Source organism: Kitasatospora sp. CB02891 (genome assembly GCF_002803145.1).
Lineage (GTDB): Bacteria > Actinomycetota > Actinomycetes > Streptomycetales > Streptomycetaceae > Kitasatospora > Kitasatospora griseola.
In genome coordinates, this window is record NZ_NNBO01000001.1 from 763,312 (window position 1) to 779,749 (window position 16,438).

Genomic DNA, 16,438 nt, shown 5'->3' on the forward strand with positions numbered 1-16,438 from the left:
CGGGCGTTCCGCTAGCGTCCTCGTCGTGGCCAAGTTGAACCAGATCATCGCCGTGGAAAAAGGCGTCAAGTCGAAGTCGTTCCAGGAGCTGACGCAGGCTCACCAGGATCTGCAGAAGCCCGCCCTGCTGGCCGGCATCTCCCGGACGTACCAGCCGAAGGACGAGGAGGGCGAGCAGTTGCCGCCCGAGTCGACGCGGGTGCAGGTCAAGGCGGAGGACGTGCTGCGCACCACCGCCGCCACGCTCACCCGGCTGTTCGACGTCACCGCGACGAAGGACTGGGCCAACACCGAGGCCCGGGCCGACGTGGTGGTGGACGGGCGGACGCTGGTGGCCGACGCGCCCGTCACGTACCTGCTGTTCCTGGAGAAGCAGCTGACCGACCTGCGGACTTTCGTCCGCAAGCTGCCGGTGCTGGACGCCGCCGAGTCCTGGTCGCACGACCCGTCCTCGGACGCGTGGAAGACCGAGGCGGTGCGCACCATCCGCACCAAGAAGGTGCCGCGCAACCACGTGAAGGCGGAGGCGACGGAGAAGCACCCGGCGCAGGTCGAGGTCTACTACGAGGACGTCGCGATCGGGTACTGGACGACCGTGAAGTTCTCCGGCGCGCTGCCCGCGCGCCGGGTGAACGAGCTGCTGGAGCGGGTGGAGAAGCTCCAGCAGGCGGTGCAGTTCGCCCGTGAGGAGGCGAACGCCTCGGAGGTCACCGACCGCCGGGTCGGCGACGCCGTGTTCGGCTACCTGTTCGGGTAGCCCCAAGAGCCCCCCGGGTGAGACCGGGGGTGGCGCGAGAAGCGCAAGCTGACACTGAAGTTGAAGCTGACTTCGGGGCACAGGTGGAGGTTCGAGTCCTCCCCCCGGCACCACACGCGCCGGGGTGGCCCAACCAGGCAGAGGCAACCCCGTCAATCTCAGACTCTCGCTCAAGTCTCAGCATTCGCCGCCGAGCGCCGGATCGACCGGTCGAGGGCCGGTAACGTCGGATGCGGGTTCGACTCCCGCCTGCGCCTCTTCCTGGCGCGGTAGCTTCAATGGCAAAGCACGACGTTGTGAGAGTGACCCTCGGCCTTAAACGTGCCGGCGCAGAGCAATTGGGTGGCACCTCAGGAGCCCGGGAGCTGGATACCGCTCCCGGGCTCCGTCACGTTCTGCTGCCCCCAGGCGCAAGTGGCTCGGCGTCAGTTCGAGTTCGCGGCGGCGATGTCCCGGGCGTTGGTGGCGTTGCCCGGGATCTCGCCCCACGCGCCGACACTGTTGCTGTAGAGCGTGAAGTCCGCGCCGTACACCCGGCCGCCCGGGCCGACCGCGTAGATGCGGACCACGTCGCCGTTGTTCGCCGGGACGCTCGACAGGTTGGTCAGCTCCACGCCGCTGCGCCGCACCCACGCGGCGTCGAAGTGGCCGGCGTCGTAGTTCCCGAACTGCGTGTACAGCGCCCCGTCGCCACCGATCATCGACAGGATCACGTTGGTGCCGCTCGTGCTGGCGGTGATGTCCTTGACCCCGGTCGCACCGCCCGGGATCTCGCCCCACGCACCGACATTGTTGGCGTAGAGCGTGTAGTCCGCGCCGTACACCCGGCCGCCCGCGCCGACCCCGTAGATCCGAATCGTGTCGCTGTTGCCCGTGACACTGGTGATCCGGGTCAGCTCCGCACCGCCTCGACGCACCCACGACGCGTCGAAGTGACCGGCGTCGTAGTTCCCGAACTGCGTGTACAGCGCCCCGTCGCCACCGACGATCGACAGGATCACACTGCTGCCACTCGCACTGGCCGCGATGTCCTTGACCCCGGAAGCGCCGCCCGGAATCTCCGACCAGCCCGTCCACGTGTTGCTCGACGGAATGTGGTCGCGCCCGAACACCCGGCCGTCCGCCACCGCGTAGAAGTGCACCAGGTTCCCGCCCACGTTCACACTCGTCAGCCGGCTGATCGGAACACCCGAGATCGCCGCCCACGCCGAATTGAACGAACCCGACGAGTAGTTGCCGAACTGGCTGTACAACGCACCGTCCCCACCCACGATGTCGAGCTGCACATTCGTCGGCTGCGACGTCACGGGCGGCACGGACGGGTACGGGTCGGCGTGGTCGGCGCCGAGTCCGGCCTGCGGGCCACAGGTGTGCCAGGCGCCCTGGCCCTGGACGGCAAGGACCTTCTCGCCTATCAGGATCTGCTGCTGCTTGCTGGCGAGGTTGGCCTGCGGTGCGTACTGCCGTCCGCCGTAGGCCGCCCAGGTGCCGGAGTCGAACTGCAGCCCACCGTAGTAGCCGTTGTTGGTGTTGATGCTCCAGTTTCCGCCGCTCTCGCACTGGGCGACCTTGTCCCAGGTGCTCACGGACGCGGCGGAGGCGGTGCCGACAGTGGCGGCGGGTGCGAGCACGGTGAGCAGCGACGCGGCTGCGACGACCAGGGAGCACTTCAGGCGGGCGGACGACGGCATGGCGGTTTCCTTCGATCGGTGCGGCAGGAGGCAGGAGGGGACCCGGACGGGCGTGGATCGACGCGCCTCGCGTCTCGCCCGCCCGTCCGGGCGGGTCGGTGTCAGTTGGAGTTGGCGGCGGCGATGTCCTGGGCGTTGGTGGCGTTGCCCGGGATCTCGCCCCACGCGCCGACGTTGTTGCTGTAGAGGGTGTAGTCCGCGCCGTAGACCCGGCCGCCGGGACCGACCGCGTAGATGCGGACCACGTCGCCGTTGAAGGCGGGGACGCTGGACAGGTTGGTCAGTTCCACGCCGCTGCGCCGCACCCACGACGGGTCGAAGTGGCCGGCGTCGTAGTTCCCGAACTGCGTGTAGAGCGTGCCGTCGGCGCCGATCATCGAAAGGATCACGTTGGTGCCGCTCGTGCTGGCCGTGATGTCCTTGACCCCGGTCGCACCGCCCGGGATCTCGCCCCACGCACCGACGCTGTTGGCGTAGAGCGTGTAGTCGGCGCCGTAGACCCGGCCGCCGGGACCAACGGCGTAGATTCGAACGGTGTTGCTGTCGCCCGTGACGCTCGTGATCCGGGTCAGCTCCGCACCGCTGCGGCGCACCCACGACGCGTCGAAGTGACCGGCGTCGTAGTTCCCGAACTGCGTGTAGAGCGCTCCGTCGCCACCGACGATCGAGAGGATCACATTGCTGCCGACAGCGGTCGCGGCGATGTCCTTGACCCCGGAAGCGCCGCCCGGAATCTCCGACCAGCCCGTCCACGTGTTGCTCGACGGAATGTGGTCGCGCCCGAACACCCGGCCGTCCGCCACCGCGTAGAAGTGCACCAGGTTCCCGCCCACGTTCACACTCGTCAGCCGGCTGATCGGAACACCCGAGATCGCCGCCCACGCCGAATTGAACGAACCCGACGAGTAGTTGCCGAACTGGCTGTACAACGCACCGTCCCCACCCACGATGTCGAGCTGCACATTCGTCGGCATGACGGTCGCGTCGTCGACGATCTTGTTGTAGCGCAGGGCCTTGTAGTCGCCGTTGGGGTGCGAGTCGAAGTAGGCGGCGTTGATGGAGACGCCGGTGACGTGCTTCACGGGGGTGGAGCCGAAGGAGTAGTAGGAGAAGACGGTGTGTGCGGAGTCGTCCCACTTCTCGAACAGGATCACGTGGTCCCGGTAGCTGTTGAGGATGTCGCCGGCCTTCAGGTCGCTGCGGGAGATCTGCGTGGTGTAGGCACTGCTTTCGAGCCCCTGGGTGTTGGGGCCGTCTGCGAGGTGCCACGCCATGTCGACGTAACCGCCGCAGTCGGTGCGGTAGTTGCGGCCGGAGGAGTCCGGGTACGTGCCGCCCTGGTTGTAGGGGATCGGCTTGCCGATCCAGTACTGGGCCCGCTGGATGACCTCGCTGCGGGTGATCGGGCCGCCCACGGACGAGGCGGCCTGGGCGGTGGTCGCGGTGGCCACCGTGGCGGCGGTGGTCGCGACGGCACCGGAGAGCGTGATGGCGGCGGCCAGAGCGAAGCGGACGAACTTGGAGCTGCGGGAAGAAGGCACGGCGAAGTCCTCTCGTGGCGGGTTCGGAAAACCTGGAGTGATGCGTGGGCGGCTCGGCGGGGCGCCGGCGGACGCCCGTCCTGCGCGCACAGCGGCCGGGCGCGACAAGCCGGGGCGACGGCCGGTTCGCAGCGGCGGCGCTGCCCGGGGCGTCGACCCCCCCCCGGCGGCGATCAGTAGCTTCGCCCGCCGCGAGGGCCGCCGGAAGCCGTTTCGGGTGTCGTCAATCGGCCAGTCCGAAGCCGGACACGGGGACATGTCCATGACAGGAGTGCGCCCCCTCGCCCAGCGGATCGCGCCTAGGTTCGGCGGGGCGGCGACTCACGCGAACTGTTCACATCCAGAGTTGCAAATGTCTTCATGTGGTCGGCGAATCGGTGTCGATCGATCAGGCTGCGGCCAGAGTCGAACAGTTGTGGTCGGCAGATGGCCGAAGTGCGATCCGGTTCCTACAGTCGTGCCGACCGAGCAGGCCGCGACAGCAGCAGGAGGACAGGCGATGGCGAATCTCGAAACCTCGCTCAAGGAAGCCATGACCATCGAAGGAGCCATCGGCGTGGCACTGGTGGACTACGGCAGCGGAATGGCGCTGGGGACTCTCGGCGACGGCGGGGAGATCGACCTGAATGTCGCCGCGGCCGCCAACACCGACCTGGTGCGTGCCAAGATGCGGGCGATGGAGATGCTCAACCTCCACGACGACGGGATCGAGGACATCCTGGTCACCCTGACCGGGCAGTACCACCTGATCCGCCCGCTGACCACGGCCGGCGGGCGCGGGCTGTTCCTCTACCTCGCGCTCAACCGCAGCCGGTCCAACCTGGCGATGGCCCGGCACCAGTTGAAGCGGATCGAGGCGTCCCTGGAGGTCTGAGCGCGGGGCGGCGGCCCACGGGCCGCCGGAGACAAGGGGAGGAAGCATGCCCGTACCGCTGTACCAGGCCAAGGCCGAGTTCTTCCGGATGCTCGGCCATCCGGTCCGGATCCGAGTGCTCGAACTGCTCCAGGCGGGGCCGACGCCCGTCCGTGAGCTGCTGCCCGAACTCGACGTCGAACCGTCCAGCCTCTCCCAGCAGTTGGCCATCCTGCGCCGCTCCGGCCTGGTCACCGCCACCCGCGAGGGTTCCACGGTGGTCTACGCGCTGGCCGGCGCCGACGTCGCCGAACTGCTGCGCACCGCCCGCCGGATACTCACCGAGCTGCTCGCCGATCAGGGCATGCTGCTGGAGGAGCTCCGCGCCTCCCCCTGACACGCCGACGGGCCACCCGCCGCCAGCGCCGGGTGGCCCGCTCATGACGTCTCGCCGCGCGAGCTCCGGCGGCAGGCAGACCGCGCGGCCGGTGCACTCCGGAGCGCAGCCCGTTGCCCCAGCCGTGGTCGCCGCCGCGGTGACTGCCGCAGCGTACGGCGGCTCGGGTGCTTATGCTGTGTGACATTTCACAGGTCATACTTCTAGCCGAACCCACCCCTGCCCCGCAACGATCGGCTGGTGACTCACACCGACCCCTTTCTCGCGCTGAGCGCCGCCACCGGCCGCTTCAGCTACGGCTCGCCCCGCGCCGTCACCCTCGCCGCCGACGCCCGCCGCGCCCTGTTCCTGCGCTCCACCGGCCCGACCGACCCGGTCGAGCGCCTGTGGAGCTTCGACCTGACGACCGGCCAGGAGCGGCTGGTGGCCGACCCGTTGGCGCTGGCGCCCGGGCGCACCGGCGCGGTCGCGGACCTGCCGCCGGTGGAGCGCCGGCTGCGCGAGCGGATCCGGGTGTGGGCGCCCGGCATCGGCTCGTTCGCGGCCACGGCCGATCTCGCCACCGCGGTCTTCACCCTCGACGGCCGGCTGTTCCGGTGCGACACCGTGACCGGCTCCTGCACCGAACTCCCGGTCGCCGGGCCCGCGTTCGACCCGCGCCCGAGCGCGGACGGCGCGCTGGTCGCGTACGTCGCGGACGACGCGCTGCACCTGACCTCGGGCGGCCGGCTCAGCCCGGCGGACGGGGCCCGCTGGGGCGTGGCGGAGTTCGCGGCGGCGGAGGAGCTGGGCCGCTCCCGGGGCCACTGGTGGTCGCCCGACGGCTCCGCGGTGCTGGCCGCCCGGGTGGACGAATCGGCGGTGCCGCTCCGGCACTTCGCCGACCCGGCGCACCCGGAGCGGGAGCCGGAGTCGTTCGCGTACCCGCAGGCGGGCGGCCCGAACGCGGACGTCCAGCTGTGGGTGCTGCGGCTGTCCGGCGACCGCACCCGACTGCGCTGGGACGACGCCGAGTTCCCGTACCTGCTGGCGGCCGACTGGGAGGGCGACGGGGAGATCCTGCTGACCGTCGCGGACCGCCTGCAGCAGCGGGTGCTGCTGCTGAGCGCCGACCCGGCCACCGGCGTCACGCGCGAACTCTCCCGCACCGAGGACGAGTTCTGGGTGGACCCGCTGCCGGGCACGCCGCTGCGGCTGCCCGACGGGCGGGTGCTGACCTCGGCGGACACCCCGGCGGCGCGCGGGCTGGCGCTGGACGGCAAGGCGCTGACGGACGAGCGTCTGCAGGTGCGCCGGGTGGTCGGGCCGTGGCACGGCGGCCTGTTGGTCGAGGCGGGCGACGGCGACCCGGCCGACCAGCAGGTGTTCCTGCTGGACCCGGACGGCGGCGCGCCGGAGCGGCTCACCGAGGGCCCGGGCGTGCACAGCGTGGCCGCGCACGGCGAGGGCGTGCTGCTGCTCGTCTCGGCGTCCCTCGACGGCGTCCGCCGCGAGCTGGTCGGGCCCGGCGACGCCCGCACCTCGTTCCCCGACCTGTCGGCCGAACTCCCCTACCGGCCCGAGCCGTTGCTGCGACGGGTCACCGAGCACGGGCTGCCCTCGGCGGTGCTGTACCCGCGCGGGCACGTGGCGGGGAACCGACTGCCGGTGCTGCTGGACGTGTACGGCGGGCCGGGCTTCCAGGCGGTGGCGAACGAGCCGCGCCGCTGGCAGCTGAAGCAGTGGTGGGCCGACCAGGGCTTCGCGGTGGTGACCGTGGACAACCGCGGAACGCCTTTCGTGTCACCGGAGTTCACCCGGGCGATCTTCCGCCGCTTCTCGCAGGTGGCGATCGACGACCAGGTGGCGGCGCTGCAGGCGCTGGGCGCGGAGCACCCGGATCTGGACCTGACCCGGGTGGGCGTGCGCGGCTGGTCGTACGGCGGGTACTTCGCGGCGCTGGCGGTGCTGCGCCGCCCGGACGTGTTCCACGTGGCGAGCGCGGGTGCGCCGCCGACCGACTTCCGGCTGTACGACACGGCGTACACCGAGCGCTACTTGGGGCTGCCGCAGGACAACCCGCAGGGGTACGAGGCGGACTGCCTGCTGGCCGACGCGCCCTCACTGCGCCGTCCGCTGCTGCTGATCCACGGGTTGGCGGACGACAACGTGCACCCGTCGCACTCGCTGCTGCTGTCGCAGGCGCTGAACCGGGCGGGGCGTCCGCACGCGGTGCTGCCGCTGCCGGGGGTGAGCCACATGCTGCCGGACGGCGAGCTGGAGCGGCTGGCGGCGGTGGAGCTCGCCTTCCTCCGCGAGGAGTTGGGCCTGCGGCAGGAGTTGGGCGCTACCCCTTCCTCTTGATGCATGACATGTGAAATATTACCGACCATTCCTTTACCTCCCCCTTTCCTACTGAGGAGCGGGTCACTTGCGCAGACTCCCCACAGCCCTGCTGGCTGCCCTGACCACCGGCGCGATAGCCCTGGCCGCCGTCCCTGCCCAGGCCCAACCGTCCACCGCCGCCCCGCAGTCGGCGACCGACGGCCGGGAGGCGCCGCCCTCGCCGGTGCCGCCGCAGGAGCGGGCCCGGCAGGCGCTCAAGGCGCAGGCCATGGCACAGGTCAACCAGGGCAAGGTCGCCAAGAGCGACAAGGGCACCACCCCGGCCAAGGTGAAGATCGGCAACGACTACGTCCAGCTCGCCCACCAGCGCACCGACAAGGTGTTCGTGATCCTCGCCCAGTTCGGCGACCAGGTCGACAACACCACGCTGTACGACGGCAAGCCGCGCTACGGCGGCACCCCCGGCCCGCAGCACAACCGGATTCCGCAGCCGGGCGCGAACGACACCCACACCTACTGGCAGAACGACTTCAGTCGCGACTCCTACCGGAAGATGTTCTTCGACGACGCGCCGGGCGCGAACTCGATGCGCAACTTCTACCGCACCCAGTCCTCGGGCCGGTACGACATCGAGGGCACCGTCACCGACTGGGTCACCCTGCCGTGGAACGAGGCCCGCTACGGCTCCAACAAGGGCCCGCAGGGCGGCGGCGGCTGGACCCAGGCGCAGGAGTTCGTCCGGGACGCCACCAAGGCCTGGTACGACGGCGAGATCGCCAAGGGCCGCACGGCCGCGGACGTCAAGGCGGAGCTGGCGCAGTACGACGTCCAGGACCGCTACGACTACGACAAGGACGGCAACTTCGACGAGCCGGACGGCTACCTCGACAACGTGATCGTGGTGCACGCCGGCGTCGACGAGACCTGGGGCGGCGGCGCGCAGGGCGGCGACGCCCTGTGGGCGCACCGCAGCTGGACCTTCCCCGACCCGACCGGGCAGACCGGCCCGGCGGGCAACCGGATCGGCGGCGCGCCGGTCGGCGACACCGGCCTGTACGTGTACGACTACGTGCAGGCGGGCGAGAACAGCGGCGTGGGCCTGTTCTCCCACGAGTTCGGGCACAACCTGGGCCTGCCGGACCTGTACTCGACCAACGGCGGCGACAACTCCGTCAGCTTCTGGTCGCTGATGTCCTCGGGCTCGTACCTGGGCAAGGGGCGCAACACCACCGGCGCGTACCCGGGCGACCTGGACGCCTGGAGCAAGCTGCAGATGGGCTGGCTGAACTACGACGAGGCGCAGGCCGCCACCCGCTCCAGCCACACCCTGGGCGTGTCCGGCTACAACACCGACCAGGCGCAGGCCGTCCTGGTGCACCTGCCGCCGGCGTCGACCACGACCACGCTGGCCGACCCGTTCGAGGGCGGCGCGCAGTGGTGGAGCGACAGCGGCGACAACATGGACGCCTCGCTGTCGCGCACCGTGGACCTGACCGGGAAGACCTCCTCGGCCGCCCTCGACGCCGCGGCCTGGTGGGACACCGAGCAGGACTACGACTTCTTCACGGTGGAGGCGTCCGCGGACGGCGGCCGCACCTGGACGCCGCTGCACGGCACCGTCGACGGGCTGCCGATCGGCGACACCACGGCGAACACGCCCGGCCTGAGCGGCAGTTCGGGCGGCTGGCGTCAGCTGCACCTCCCGCTGGACGAGTACCTCGGCAAGCAGGTGCAGGTGCGCTTCCACGTCACCTCCGACACCAACACGCACGGCCGGGGCGTGCTGGTGGACGCGGTGAAGCTGACCGCGGACGGCGCGGTGCTGCTGGCCGACGGCGCGGAGGGCGGCCCGGGCGACTGGGCGGCCGTCGGGTTCTCGGTCATCCACGGCAAGAACGCCGTCAAGCAGCACCCGCGGGCCTACCTGGTGGAGAACCGCCGCTACACCGGGTACGGCGCGTTCCTGAAGACCGGGCCGTACAACTTCGGCTACTCGGGTGTGCCGGGCAAGGCCGACGTGATCGACAACTACCCGTACCAGGAGGGGGTGTTGGTCTGGCTGTGGGACACCTCCTACGAGAACAACAACACCGTCGACCACCTGGGCGGCGGACTGATCCTGCCGGTGGACGCGCATCCGAAGGCGCTGCGGTTCGCGGACGGCTCGCTCACCAACGGGCGTTCGCAGTCCTACGACGCGACGTTCTCGCTGAAGAAGACCGACGCGTTCACGCTGCACAAGGCGGGCGTGGCGACCAAGGTTCCCTCGGAGCCGGCGGTGCCGGCCTTCGACGACCACAGCGGGGTGTACACCGACCCGGCGATCCCGCAGCTCGGGGTGAAGGTGCCCGACACCAACACCCGGATCGAGGTGGTCCGCGAGACCCAGGGCGGCAAGCTGACCACCGTCCGGGTGGGCCCGGCGTCCTGAGCTCCGCGGTGATCTGAAGTACCGGTCGGCCGACGGCTGTTCCTCTTGTAAAGGCTTCTTTAGAAAGATAGCTTTGGATACATGAGCGAACAGCCGTCGGCCGTCCGGCTGACCGACCCGCGCGCCCTGCGCGCCTACGCCCATCCGACCCGGATGACCCTGGTGGGCCTGCTCCGCGTGCACGGGCCGCTGACCGCGACCCGGGCCGCGGAGCTGCTCGGCACCGAGTCCGTCGCCAGCTGCTCCTTCCACCTGCGCCAACTCGCCAAGTACGGGCTGGTGGAGGAGGCCGGCGGCGGGCGCGGGCGGGAGAAGCCCTGGCAGGCCACCGCCGACCTCACCAGTTGGGACTCCTCCCCCGCCGACCCCGAGCAGGCCGCCGCCGTCGACACCCTGCAACGCGCGGTGCTGGACGGCTACTTCGCCCGCGCCACCGGCTGGCTGACGCACCGCGCCGAGGAGACGCCCGAGTGGCGCGAGGCGGCCGGCTTCGGCGACACCGTGGTGCGGGTCACCCCCGAGGAGCTCACCGAACTCCTCACCCGAATCGAGGAGTTGACCCGCCCCTACGTGGAGCGCACGGCCGACCGGCCGGAGGGCGCGCGCGCCGTCCAGCTGATGCAGCTGGCCGTGCCGACGGACGTGCGGCCGTGATCGGCCGGCTCCGGATACCCGAACTGCTGCGCGAGACGGCCTTCCGCCGCTACTGGACCGGACAGACCGTCTCCTCGCTGGGCGACCAGGTCACCCTGCTGGTGATCCCGCTGATCGCGGTCTCCGCGCTGCACGCCGACGCCGCGCAGATGGGCTACCTGGCCGCCGCCGGCTACCTGCCGTACCTGCTGCTGTCGCTGCACGCGGGCAGCTGGGCCGACCGCTCCCGGCAGCGGCGCCGGGTGATGATCGTCACCGACCTGGGCCGCGCGGCGGCGCTGCTGACCGTCCCGATCGCCTGGGCCGCCGGGCTGTTGACGCTCTTTCAGTTGTACGCCGTGGTGCTGGCCGTCGGCTCGCTGTCGGTGTTCTTCAACGTCTGCAACGCGCCGCTGTTCGTCGCCCTGGTCCCCGCCGAGCAGTACCTGAGCGGCAACGCCCTGATCAACGGCAGCCGCGCGGCCAGCTACGTGGTGGGCCCGGGCCTCGGCGGCCTGCTGGTCCAACTACTGTCCGCGCCACTGGCGTTGGTGGCGGACGCGCTGTCCTTCGTGGCGTCCGCGCTGTTCCTGCGCCGGATCAGCCCCGAGGAGCCGCCGCCCGCCGAGGCCGGGCGCGGCTCGACCGGCGAGGGCCTGCGCTGGATCCGCCGCTCCCCCGTGATGCGCGCGGCGCTGCTCGGCACCGCCACCGTCAACCTGTTCACCTTCGTCCTCAGCGCCCTGTTCGTGCTCTACGCGACCCGTGAACTCGGCTTCAGCGCGGGCCTGTTGGGCGCGGTGCTGGGCGCCGCCGCGGTCGGCACGCTGCTCGGCGCGGCGCTCACCGGGCGGGTGGCGGCCCGGATCGGCATCGGCCCGGCCTTCCTGTTCGGCCTGGTGGCGTTCGCCGCGCCGATGCTGCTGATCCCGCTGGCCGGCGGGTCGCGCGTCACGGCCGCCGCCCTGCTGTTCGCCGCGGAGTTCCTGTCCGGCATCGGCATGATGATCCTCGACATCTCCGCGGGCACCATCTTCGCCGCCTGCATCCCGGACGCCCTGCGCTCCCGCGTCTCCGGCGCCTACCAGGCCGTCAACTACGGTGTGCGGCCGCTCGGTTCGCTGCTCGGCGGACTGCTCGGCTCCACCCTGGGCCTGCACCCCGCGCTCTGGATCGCCGCGATCGGAGCGATCGCTTCCGGACTGTGGGTGGTCTTCTCGCCGATCCCGCGGCTGCGCGAACTGCCCGGCCGGGACGGGGCGGTGGACCCGGAGGACCCGGCTGACCAGGAGGAACGACTCGAACATTCGACCTGACGTCGGGTCGGGATTCCGGGGCACGATAGCGCATTCGGGCATATGCCCGACGGATATGGCCGAAAGTCTCGCCCCGCGGGGGCCCCGCCGGTAGCGTTGCGTTCCGGTCAGACTACCGCAGGTGAAAGCGGTGGCAGCGACGCACCGTGTCCGGCACGGTGGGGAGGGAACGCCGTACGTGCCCGGGATCGAAGAGTGCCTTGCGGAAGCCATGGGGATCACCGGCGCCCTGGGGGTCAGCCTGGTCGACTGGACCAACGGCCTGGCCATCGGCACCGCCGGACTGGGCCCCGACGGCGACCACGAGGTCGGGGCGGCCGACGCCACCGAACTCGCCCGGGCCGTCACCCAGACCCCGTCGTTCGCCGACCCGGACTCCGGCGCCCCGCCCGCCGAGGACGTCATCGTCACCTCGGCCGGCAACTACCACCTGATCCGGTTCGTCCCCGCCGCCTTCGACGCGAACGTCTTCCTCTACCTCCGGCTGGACCGCGACCACGCCAACCTGGCGATGGCCCGGCTCCGCCTCGCCGCCATCGCCGACCGACTGGTGCTCACCTGATGTGGTCCGCCGACACCCTCACACCCGCCTCCACCACCGGCCCCTACCGCGTCCCCCCGATGCCGACCGCGCCGCCGCTGCTGGGCGCCTCCCCTCAACTCGACGGCCCGGCACCGCAGTCGAGCCCCCGCCCGCGGCGCACCCAGGCCGCGCCGCTCCCCCGCCGGCGACGCTCCGCCTGCGCGCCCGCCACCACGTTCGAGGCGGCGCTCACCGACCTCGCCACCGAGGGCGCCACCGGCGTCCTGCACGGCCCGGACGGCGCGGTGCACCTGGCGGCCGGCCTGGTGGTGCACGCCGAGTCCCCGCGCGGGGCGAGCGTCGGCCACCTGCTCACCGCCGCCGGCCGGGTCACCGTCCGCGTCTGGGAGGAGAGCGTGGCGCTGACCGGCGGACACCCCGCCGACCACCTGCTCGCCGCCGGACTGGTCGGCCGCGGCGAACTCGAACTCGCCCGCCTGGCCGCCACCTTGGACGGCGCCCACGACGCGCTCGCCCAGCACGGCGGCGAGCTGCGCTTCGACTCCGCCGCCCGCCCCGGCTTCCGGCTCGCCCGCCCGCTGTCCGTCCTGGAACTGCGCGGCGCGGTCGGCCGACGCCGCGCCCTGCTGGACTCCTGCTGGCCGTCCGCCGAACTCGACTCCGCCCCGCCGGTCGCCACCGGCGCCGTCCCGGTCCGCCGCACCGCCGTGCCGCGCCACCGCCGGCAGGCGCTGCTGGCCGCCGCCGACGGCACCCGCACCGTGCCCGAACTGGCCCGGCTGCTGGGCCGCACCACCTTCGGCGCCCTGCTGGACGTCCGGCAGCTGGCCGCCGCCGGGCTGCTCTCGGCCGGCCGGCCCGCCGTCCTCCCCGACCCGCCACCGGCCGCCGCGCCCGGTCCGGCGCCGCCGGACGTGCTGCTGCCGCCCGGCCCGCGCTCCTACGACTCCTCGGACCCGGAGGTGGGCCTGCTGCTCCGACTACGTGCCGCCCTGGAGGCCCTGTGACCGCCCTGTCCGCCCGCACCTGCCCGCCGTCCGAGTCATGAAGCGCACGTTCCGTCAACTGACCGCGAGGAGGACGCCCGTGCTGCCCGAAGCCGAGGTGCAGGCCGAACTGCGGGGCCTGCGGTCCCGCGTCCCGCACCTGACGGGTTCGCTGGTCGCCACCGTCGACGGCCTGGTGGTGGCCCACGACACCAGCGCCCTGGAGGCGGAGAGCGTGGCCGCGCTGACCGCCGCCGCGCTCGGCGTGGGCGCGCGGCTCACGGAGGCCACCGGGCAGGGCGCCTTCCTGGAGCTGATCACCCGCGGCGAGCGCGGCTACACGGCGACGTACGCCGCCGGCGCGTACACGGTGCTCACGCTGCTGGCCGACGCGCAGGCCAACGTCGGCCGCCTGCACCTGGAGGCCCGCCGCGCCGGCGCGCGGATAGCCGCCCTGGCCGACGCGGACCTCGACCGCAGCCCGCTCTGACCCTCCCGCTCTCCCCCTTCGACGTTCGTCCCGTCTCCGCACCACCCGGCCCGTCGATCTGACGTGCCGTCAATTCGCTTACCGGAAGAGGTACTTGCACCATGTCTACGCTGGAAACCGCGCTCAAGGAGATCATGGGGTCGGTCGAGGGCGCCATCGGTGTCGCCCTGGTCGACTACAACAGCGGCATGGCCCTGGGCCTGATCGGCGGCGGCCCCGACCTGGACCTGAACGTCGCCGCCGCCGGCAACACCGACGTGGTCCGGGCCAAGCTCCGCGCGATGGAACTGCTCAACCTGAACGAGGCGATCGAGGACATCCTGATCACCCTCTCCTCCCAGTACCACCTGATCCGCCCGCTCACCTCCCGCTCCGGCAAGGGCCTGTTCCTCTACCTGGCGCTGGACCGCAACCGGGCGAACCTGGCGATGGCCCGCCACCAGCTGAAGAAGGTCGAGACCGACCTGGAGGTCTGAGGTCAGCCGACCCGGCCGAGGGTGAGCAGGCCCCCGGTGGGCACCCGGACGGCGAGCTCCGTCCCGTCGACCGGGGTCTGCGCCCGCGCCACATCCCCGCCCAGGCAGTCCTGCACCAGCAGGTCGACCGGGCCCGGCGCCCGGTCGAACTCGATCCGCACCAGGGTGTCCGGGTCGGCGTTCGCCACCAGCAGCCTCCGCCAGTGGCCCGCGACGCGCAGCGGCAGCGGGGCGTACCGGCCGAACGCCAGCGCGCCCGCGCGCCGCGCCTCGATCACGGGATACGCCAACTCGGGCCGGTGCGGGCGCAGTTCGCCGCGCTGGAGCAGCTCGCGGTGCTCGGCCATGACGCCCAGCCAGAACCTCAGTGCGGCCAGCTGCTCCGGGCGCTGCGCGGCGAGGTCGACGGAGACCTGGGCGGTGGCGAACAGCACCGACTGGAGCAGCACGGCGATCTGCTCCGGGCTCTCCTCGGGGTGCCAGGTCAGCGGGTCGGCGTGCACGGCGAGCGGCCCGGCGGTGAGGCGCAGGTCGGCGGTGCGGACCCGGTTCTCCACGGCGTTGTGCGGGCAGTCGGCGGCCCGGACCATGGTGGCGTACGGCCACAGGCCGGGGCCGAGGTAGTCCTGGCGGTGTTCGACCAGCACGTCGGGGCGGGTGGCGCGGAGCCGTTCGTCGAGGGCGGCGAGCAGCCTCTGCACGCCTTCGGCGACGGTGGCGCAGTCCGCCTCGGGCGAGGCGGTGTGGGGTGCGGCGCCGGCTGCGGGCCGGTGGGCGAAGGTGTCGACGAAGTCGATCTTCAGGCCGTCGACGCCGTGCTGCTCGACGGCGGCGGCGAGCCGGTCGACCTGGTGGGCGCGGACGGTGGGGCTGCGCGGGTCGAGCAGGTAGGTCTCCAGTGTCGGCAGGTGGGCGAGGGTGTGGCCGGCCAGCCGGGTCGCCGCTTCGCTGCGGTCGCCGACGAACGGGACGGCGTGCCACAGCAGGTAGTTCAGGCCGAGGCCGCGGACCCGGGCGACGTGCGCGGCGAAGTCGGGGAAGTCGGTGGGGGCGGGCTGCCAGTCGCCGGTGGTGGCGTAGGAGCGGGTGCGTTCGTCGGTCTGCCAGCCGTCGTCGACGATCAGGCTTCGGAAGCCGAGCGGTGCGGCGAGTTCGGCGAGGCGCTCGACGTCGGTGGCGGCCATCGCCAGGTGCAGGGCGTACCAGGTGCAGAACACCGGCTCGAACGCGGTGTCGGGGACGGCGCGGACGGGTGCGAGGCCGGCCCACCAGTCGGCGCACTCCCGGACGGTGTCGGCGAAGTGACGGCCGCTCAGGTCGAGGCGCAGGGCGATCCCGGGGCCGTCCTGCTCGATCCACCAGCTGTAGCGCCCGGTCTCCTCGACCGCGCCTTCGCCGATGGCGACGGGTCGGACGAGTTCGCCGACCGCGAAGGTGCACAGCGCGCCGTCGCCCTGGCCGACCAGGCTGCCGACGGGTGCGCCCTTGGGCAGTGACGCCTCCCGGGGGTTCGCCCAACTCGGCGGCAGCCAGCGGGCGTTGGTGTTGGGCGTCCAGTAGGCGGTGGCGCCGGTGCAGGGCAGTTGCCATTCGATCCGCAGGCGGACGTCCGGCTCGACGGTGGTCGCCTCGATCAGCAGCACGCCGGGGACGGCGAGTTCGGTCACGGTCACGGCCGGGGCGCTCGCGCTCCCGACCGCCGTCACCCGGAGGGTGAGCAGGCCGGCGTCGACGGTGCGGGAGGTCTCGGTGCGACCGGACGGCGGTGCGGAGCCGTCCCAGGACAGTGCGGTCACGCGGGGTTTCCTTTCGCGGGAAGTGGTCCCGCCCCGGCCGGCCGCGGAAGCGGGAGAACGGCCGGCCGGAGCGGGGGTTCGAGGCGTCGGCCCGGTGACGCGCGCCGGTCGGCGGCGCAGCGGGCCTTCGCAGGTGTGGTCGGCGGTGCCGGCCCGGCCACCGGGCCGGACGTCGGTCTTGCCGAAGTGGCAGTTCGGGTCG

The 16,438-nt window shown here is 72.1% G+C and carries 14 protein-coding genes; 11 read left to right on the plus strand and 3 right to left on the minus strand.

All coding sequences use genetic code 11. The annotated features are described in order from the left end of the window. Positions 1–25 precede the first annotated feature (25 nt). Positions 26–757: a hypothetical protein gene (locus CG736_RS03630; RefSeq protein WP_100584644.1), complete on the plus strand. Its 732-nt coding sequence runs from the start codon at positions 26–28 to the stop codon at positions 755–757. 425 nt (positions 758–1,182) lie between these two features. Here the strand turns inward: CG736_RS03630 and CG736_RS38520 are convergent, their stop codons facing one another. Continuing rightward, positions 1,183–2,448, minus strand: coding sequence for a transglycosylase family protein (locus CG736_RS38520; RefSeq protein ID WP_100584645.1), 1,266 nt, complete (start codon positions 2,446–2,448; stop codon positions 1,183–1,185). A gap of 101 nt (positions 2,449–2,549) precedes the next feature. Further along, on the minus strand, positions 2,550–3,989 hold the full coding sequence (locus CG736_RS03640; protein ID WP_100584646.1) for a hypothetical protein: 1,440 nt from the start codon (positions 3,987–3,989) through the stop codon (positions 2,550–2,552). Positions 3,990–4,488: 499 nt separating this feature from the next. On the opposite strand from CG736_RS03640, the gene CG736_RS03645 reads away from it, so the two are divergent. The 10 genes from CG736_RS03645 (at position 4,489) to CG736_RS03690 (ending at position 14,440) form a co-directional block, all read left to right on the plus strand. Then, positions 4,489–4,863 carry a hypothetical protein gene (locus CG736_RS03645; RefSeq protein ID WP_100584647.1) on the plus strand — a complete coding sequence of 125 codons (375 nt, stop codon included), beginning with the start codon at positions 4,489–4,491 and terminating at the stop codon, positions 4,861–4,863. 46 nt (positions 4,864–4,909) lie between these two features. Further along, the gene (locus CG736_RS03650; protein ID WP_043911599.1) at positions 4,910–5,239 is read left to right on the plus strand and encodes a helix-turn-helix transcriptional regulator; all 330 of its coding nucleotides are present in this window, start codon (positions 4,910–4,912) and stop codon (positions 5,237–5,239) included. A gap of 240 nt (positions 5,240–5,479) precedes the next feature. Beyond that, positions 5,480–7,582 carry a prolyl oligopeptidase family serine peptidase gene (locus CG736_RS03655; protein ID WP_100584648.1) on the plus strand — a complete coding sequence of 701 codons (2,103 nt, stop codon included), beginning with the start codon at positions 5,480–5,482 and terminating at the stop codon, positions 7,580–7,582. Between the two features lie 67 nt (positions 7,583–7,649). Beyond that, positions 7,650–9,995, plus strand: a complete 2,346-nt coding sequence (locus CG736_RS03660) for an immune inhibitor A domain-containing protein (RefSeq protein WP_232733763.1) — start codon at positions 7,650–7,652, stop codon at positions 9,993–9,995. Between the two features lie 81 nt (positions 9,996–10,076). Continuing rightward, positions 10,077–10,649 carry a helix-turn-helix domain-containing protein gene (locus tag CG736_RS03665; RefSeq protein ID WP_100584649.1) on the plus strand — a complete coding sequence of 191 codons (573 nt, stop codon included), beginning with the start codon at positions 10,077–10,079 and terminating at the stop codon, positions 10,647–10,649. Beyond that, a complete protein-coding gene (locus CG736_RS03670) occupies positions 10,646–11,944 on the plus strand; it encodes an MFS transporter (RefSeq protein WP_100584650.1) in 1,299 nt (432 codons plus the stop codon). The genes CG736_RS03665 and CG736_RS03670 overlap by 4 nt, the downstream gene beginning before the upstream one ends. A gap of 178 nt (positions 11,945–12,122) precedes the next feature. Then, positions 12,123–12,506: a hypothetical protein gene (locus CG736_RS03675; protein WP_100584651.1), complete on the plus strand. Its 384-nt coding sequence runs from the start codon at positions 12,123–12,125 to the stop codon at positions 12,504–12,506. Further along, entirely contained in the window at positions 12,506–13,495 is a 990-nt protein-coding gene (locus tag CG736_RS03680; RefSeq protein ID WP_100584652.1) for a hypothetical protein, read from the plus strand. The genes CG736_RS03675 and CG736_RS03680 overlap by 1 nt, the downstream gene beginning before the upstream one ends. Positions 13,496–13,532: 37 nt before the next feature. Further along, a complete protein-coding gene (locus CG736_RS03685) occupies positions 13,533–13,964 on the plus strand; it encodes a roadblock/LC7 domain-containing protein (protein ID WP_232733764.1) in 432 nt (143 codons plus the stop codon). A 101-nt stretch (positions 13,965–14,065) separates the two neighbouring features. Then, a complete protein-coding gene (locus CG736_RS03690; RefSeq protein ID WP_100584654.1) occupies positions 14,066–14,440 on the plus strand; it encodes a hypothetical protein in 375 nt (124 codons plus the stop codon). A gap of 2 nt (positions 14,441–14,442) precedes the next feature. On the opposite strand, the gene CG736_RS03695 is transcribed toward CG736_RS03690, so the two are convergent. After that, positions 14,443–16,236, minus strand: a complete 1,794-nt coding sequence (locus CG736_RS03695; protein ID WP_100584655.1) for a glycoside hydrolase family 36 protein — start codon at positions 16,234–16,236, stop codon at positions 14,443–14,445. Positions 16,237–16,438: the final 202 nt, after the last annotated feature.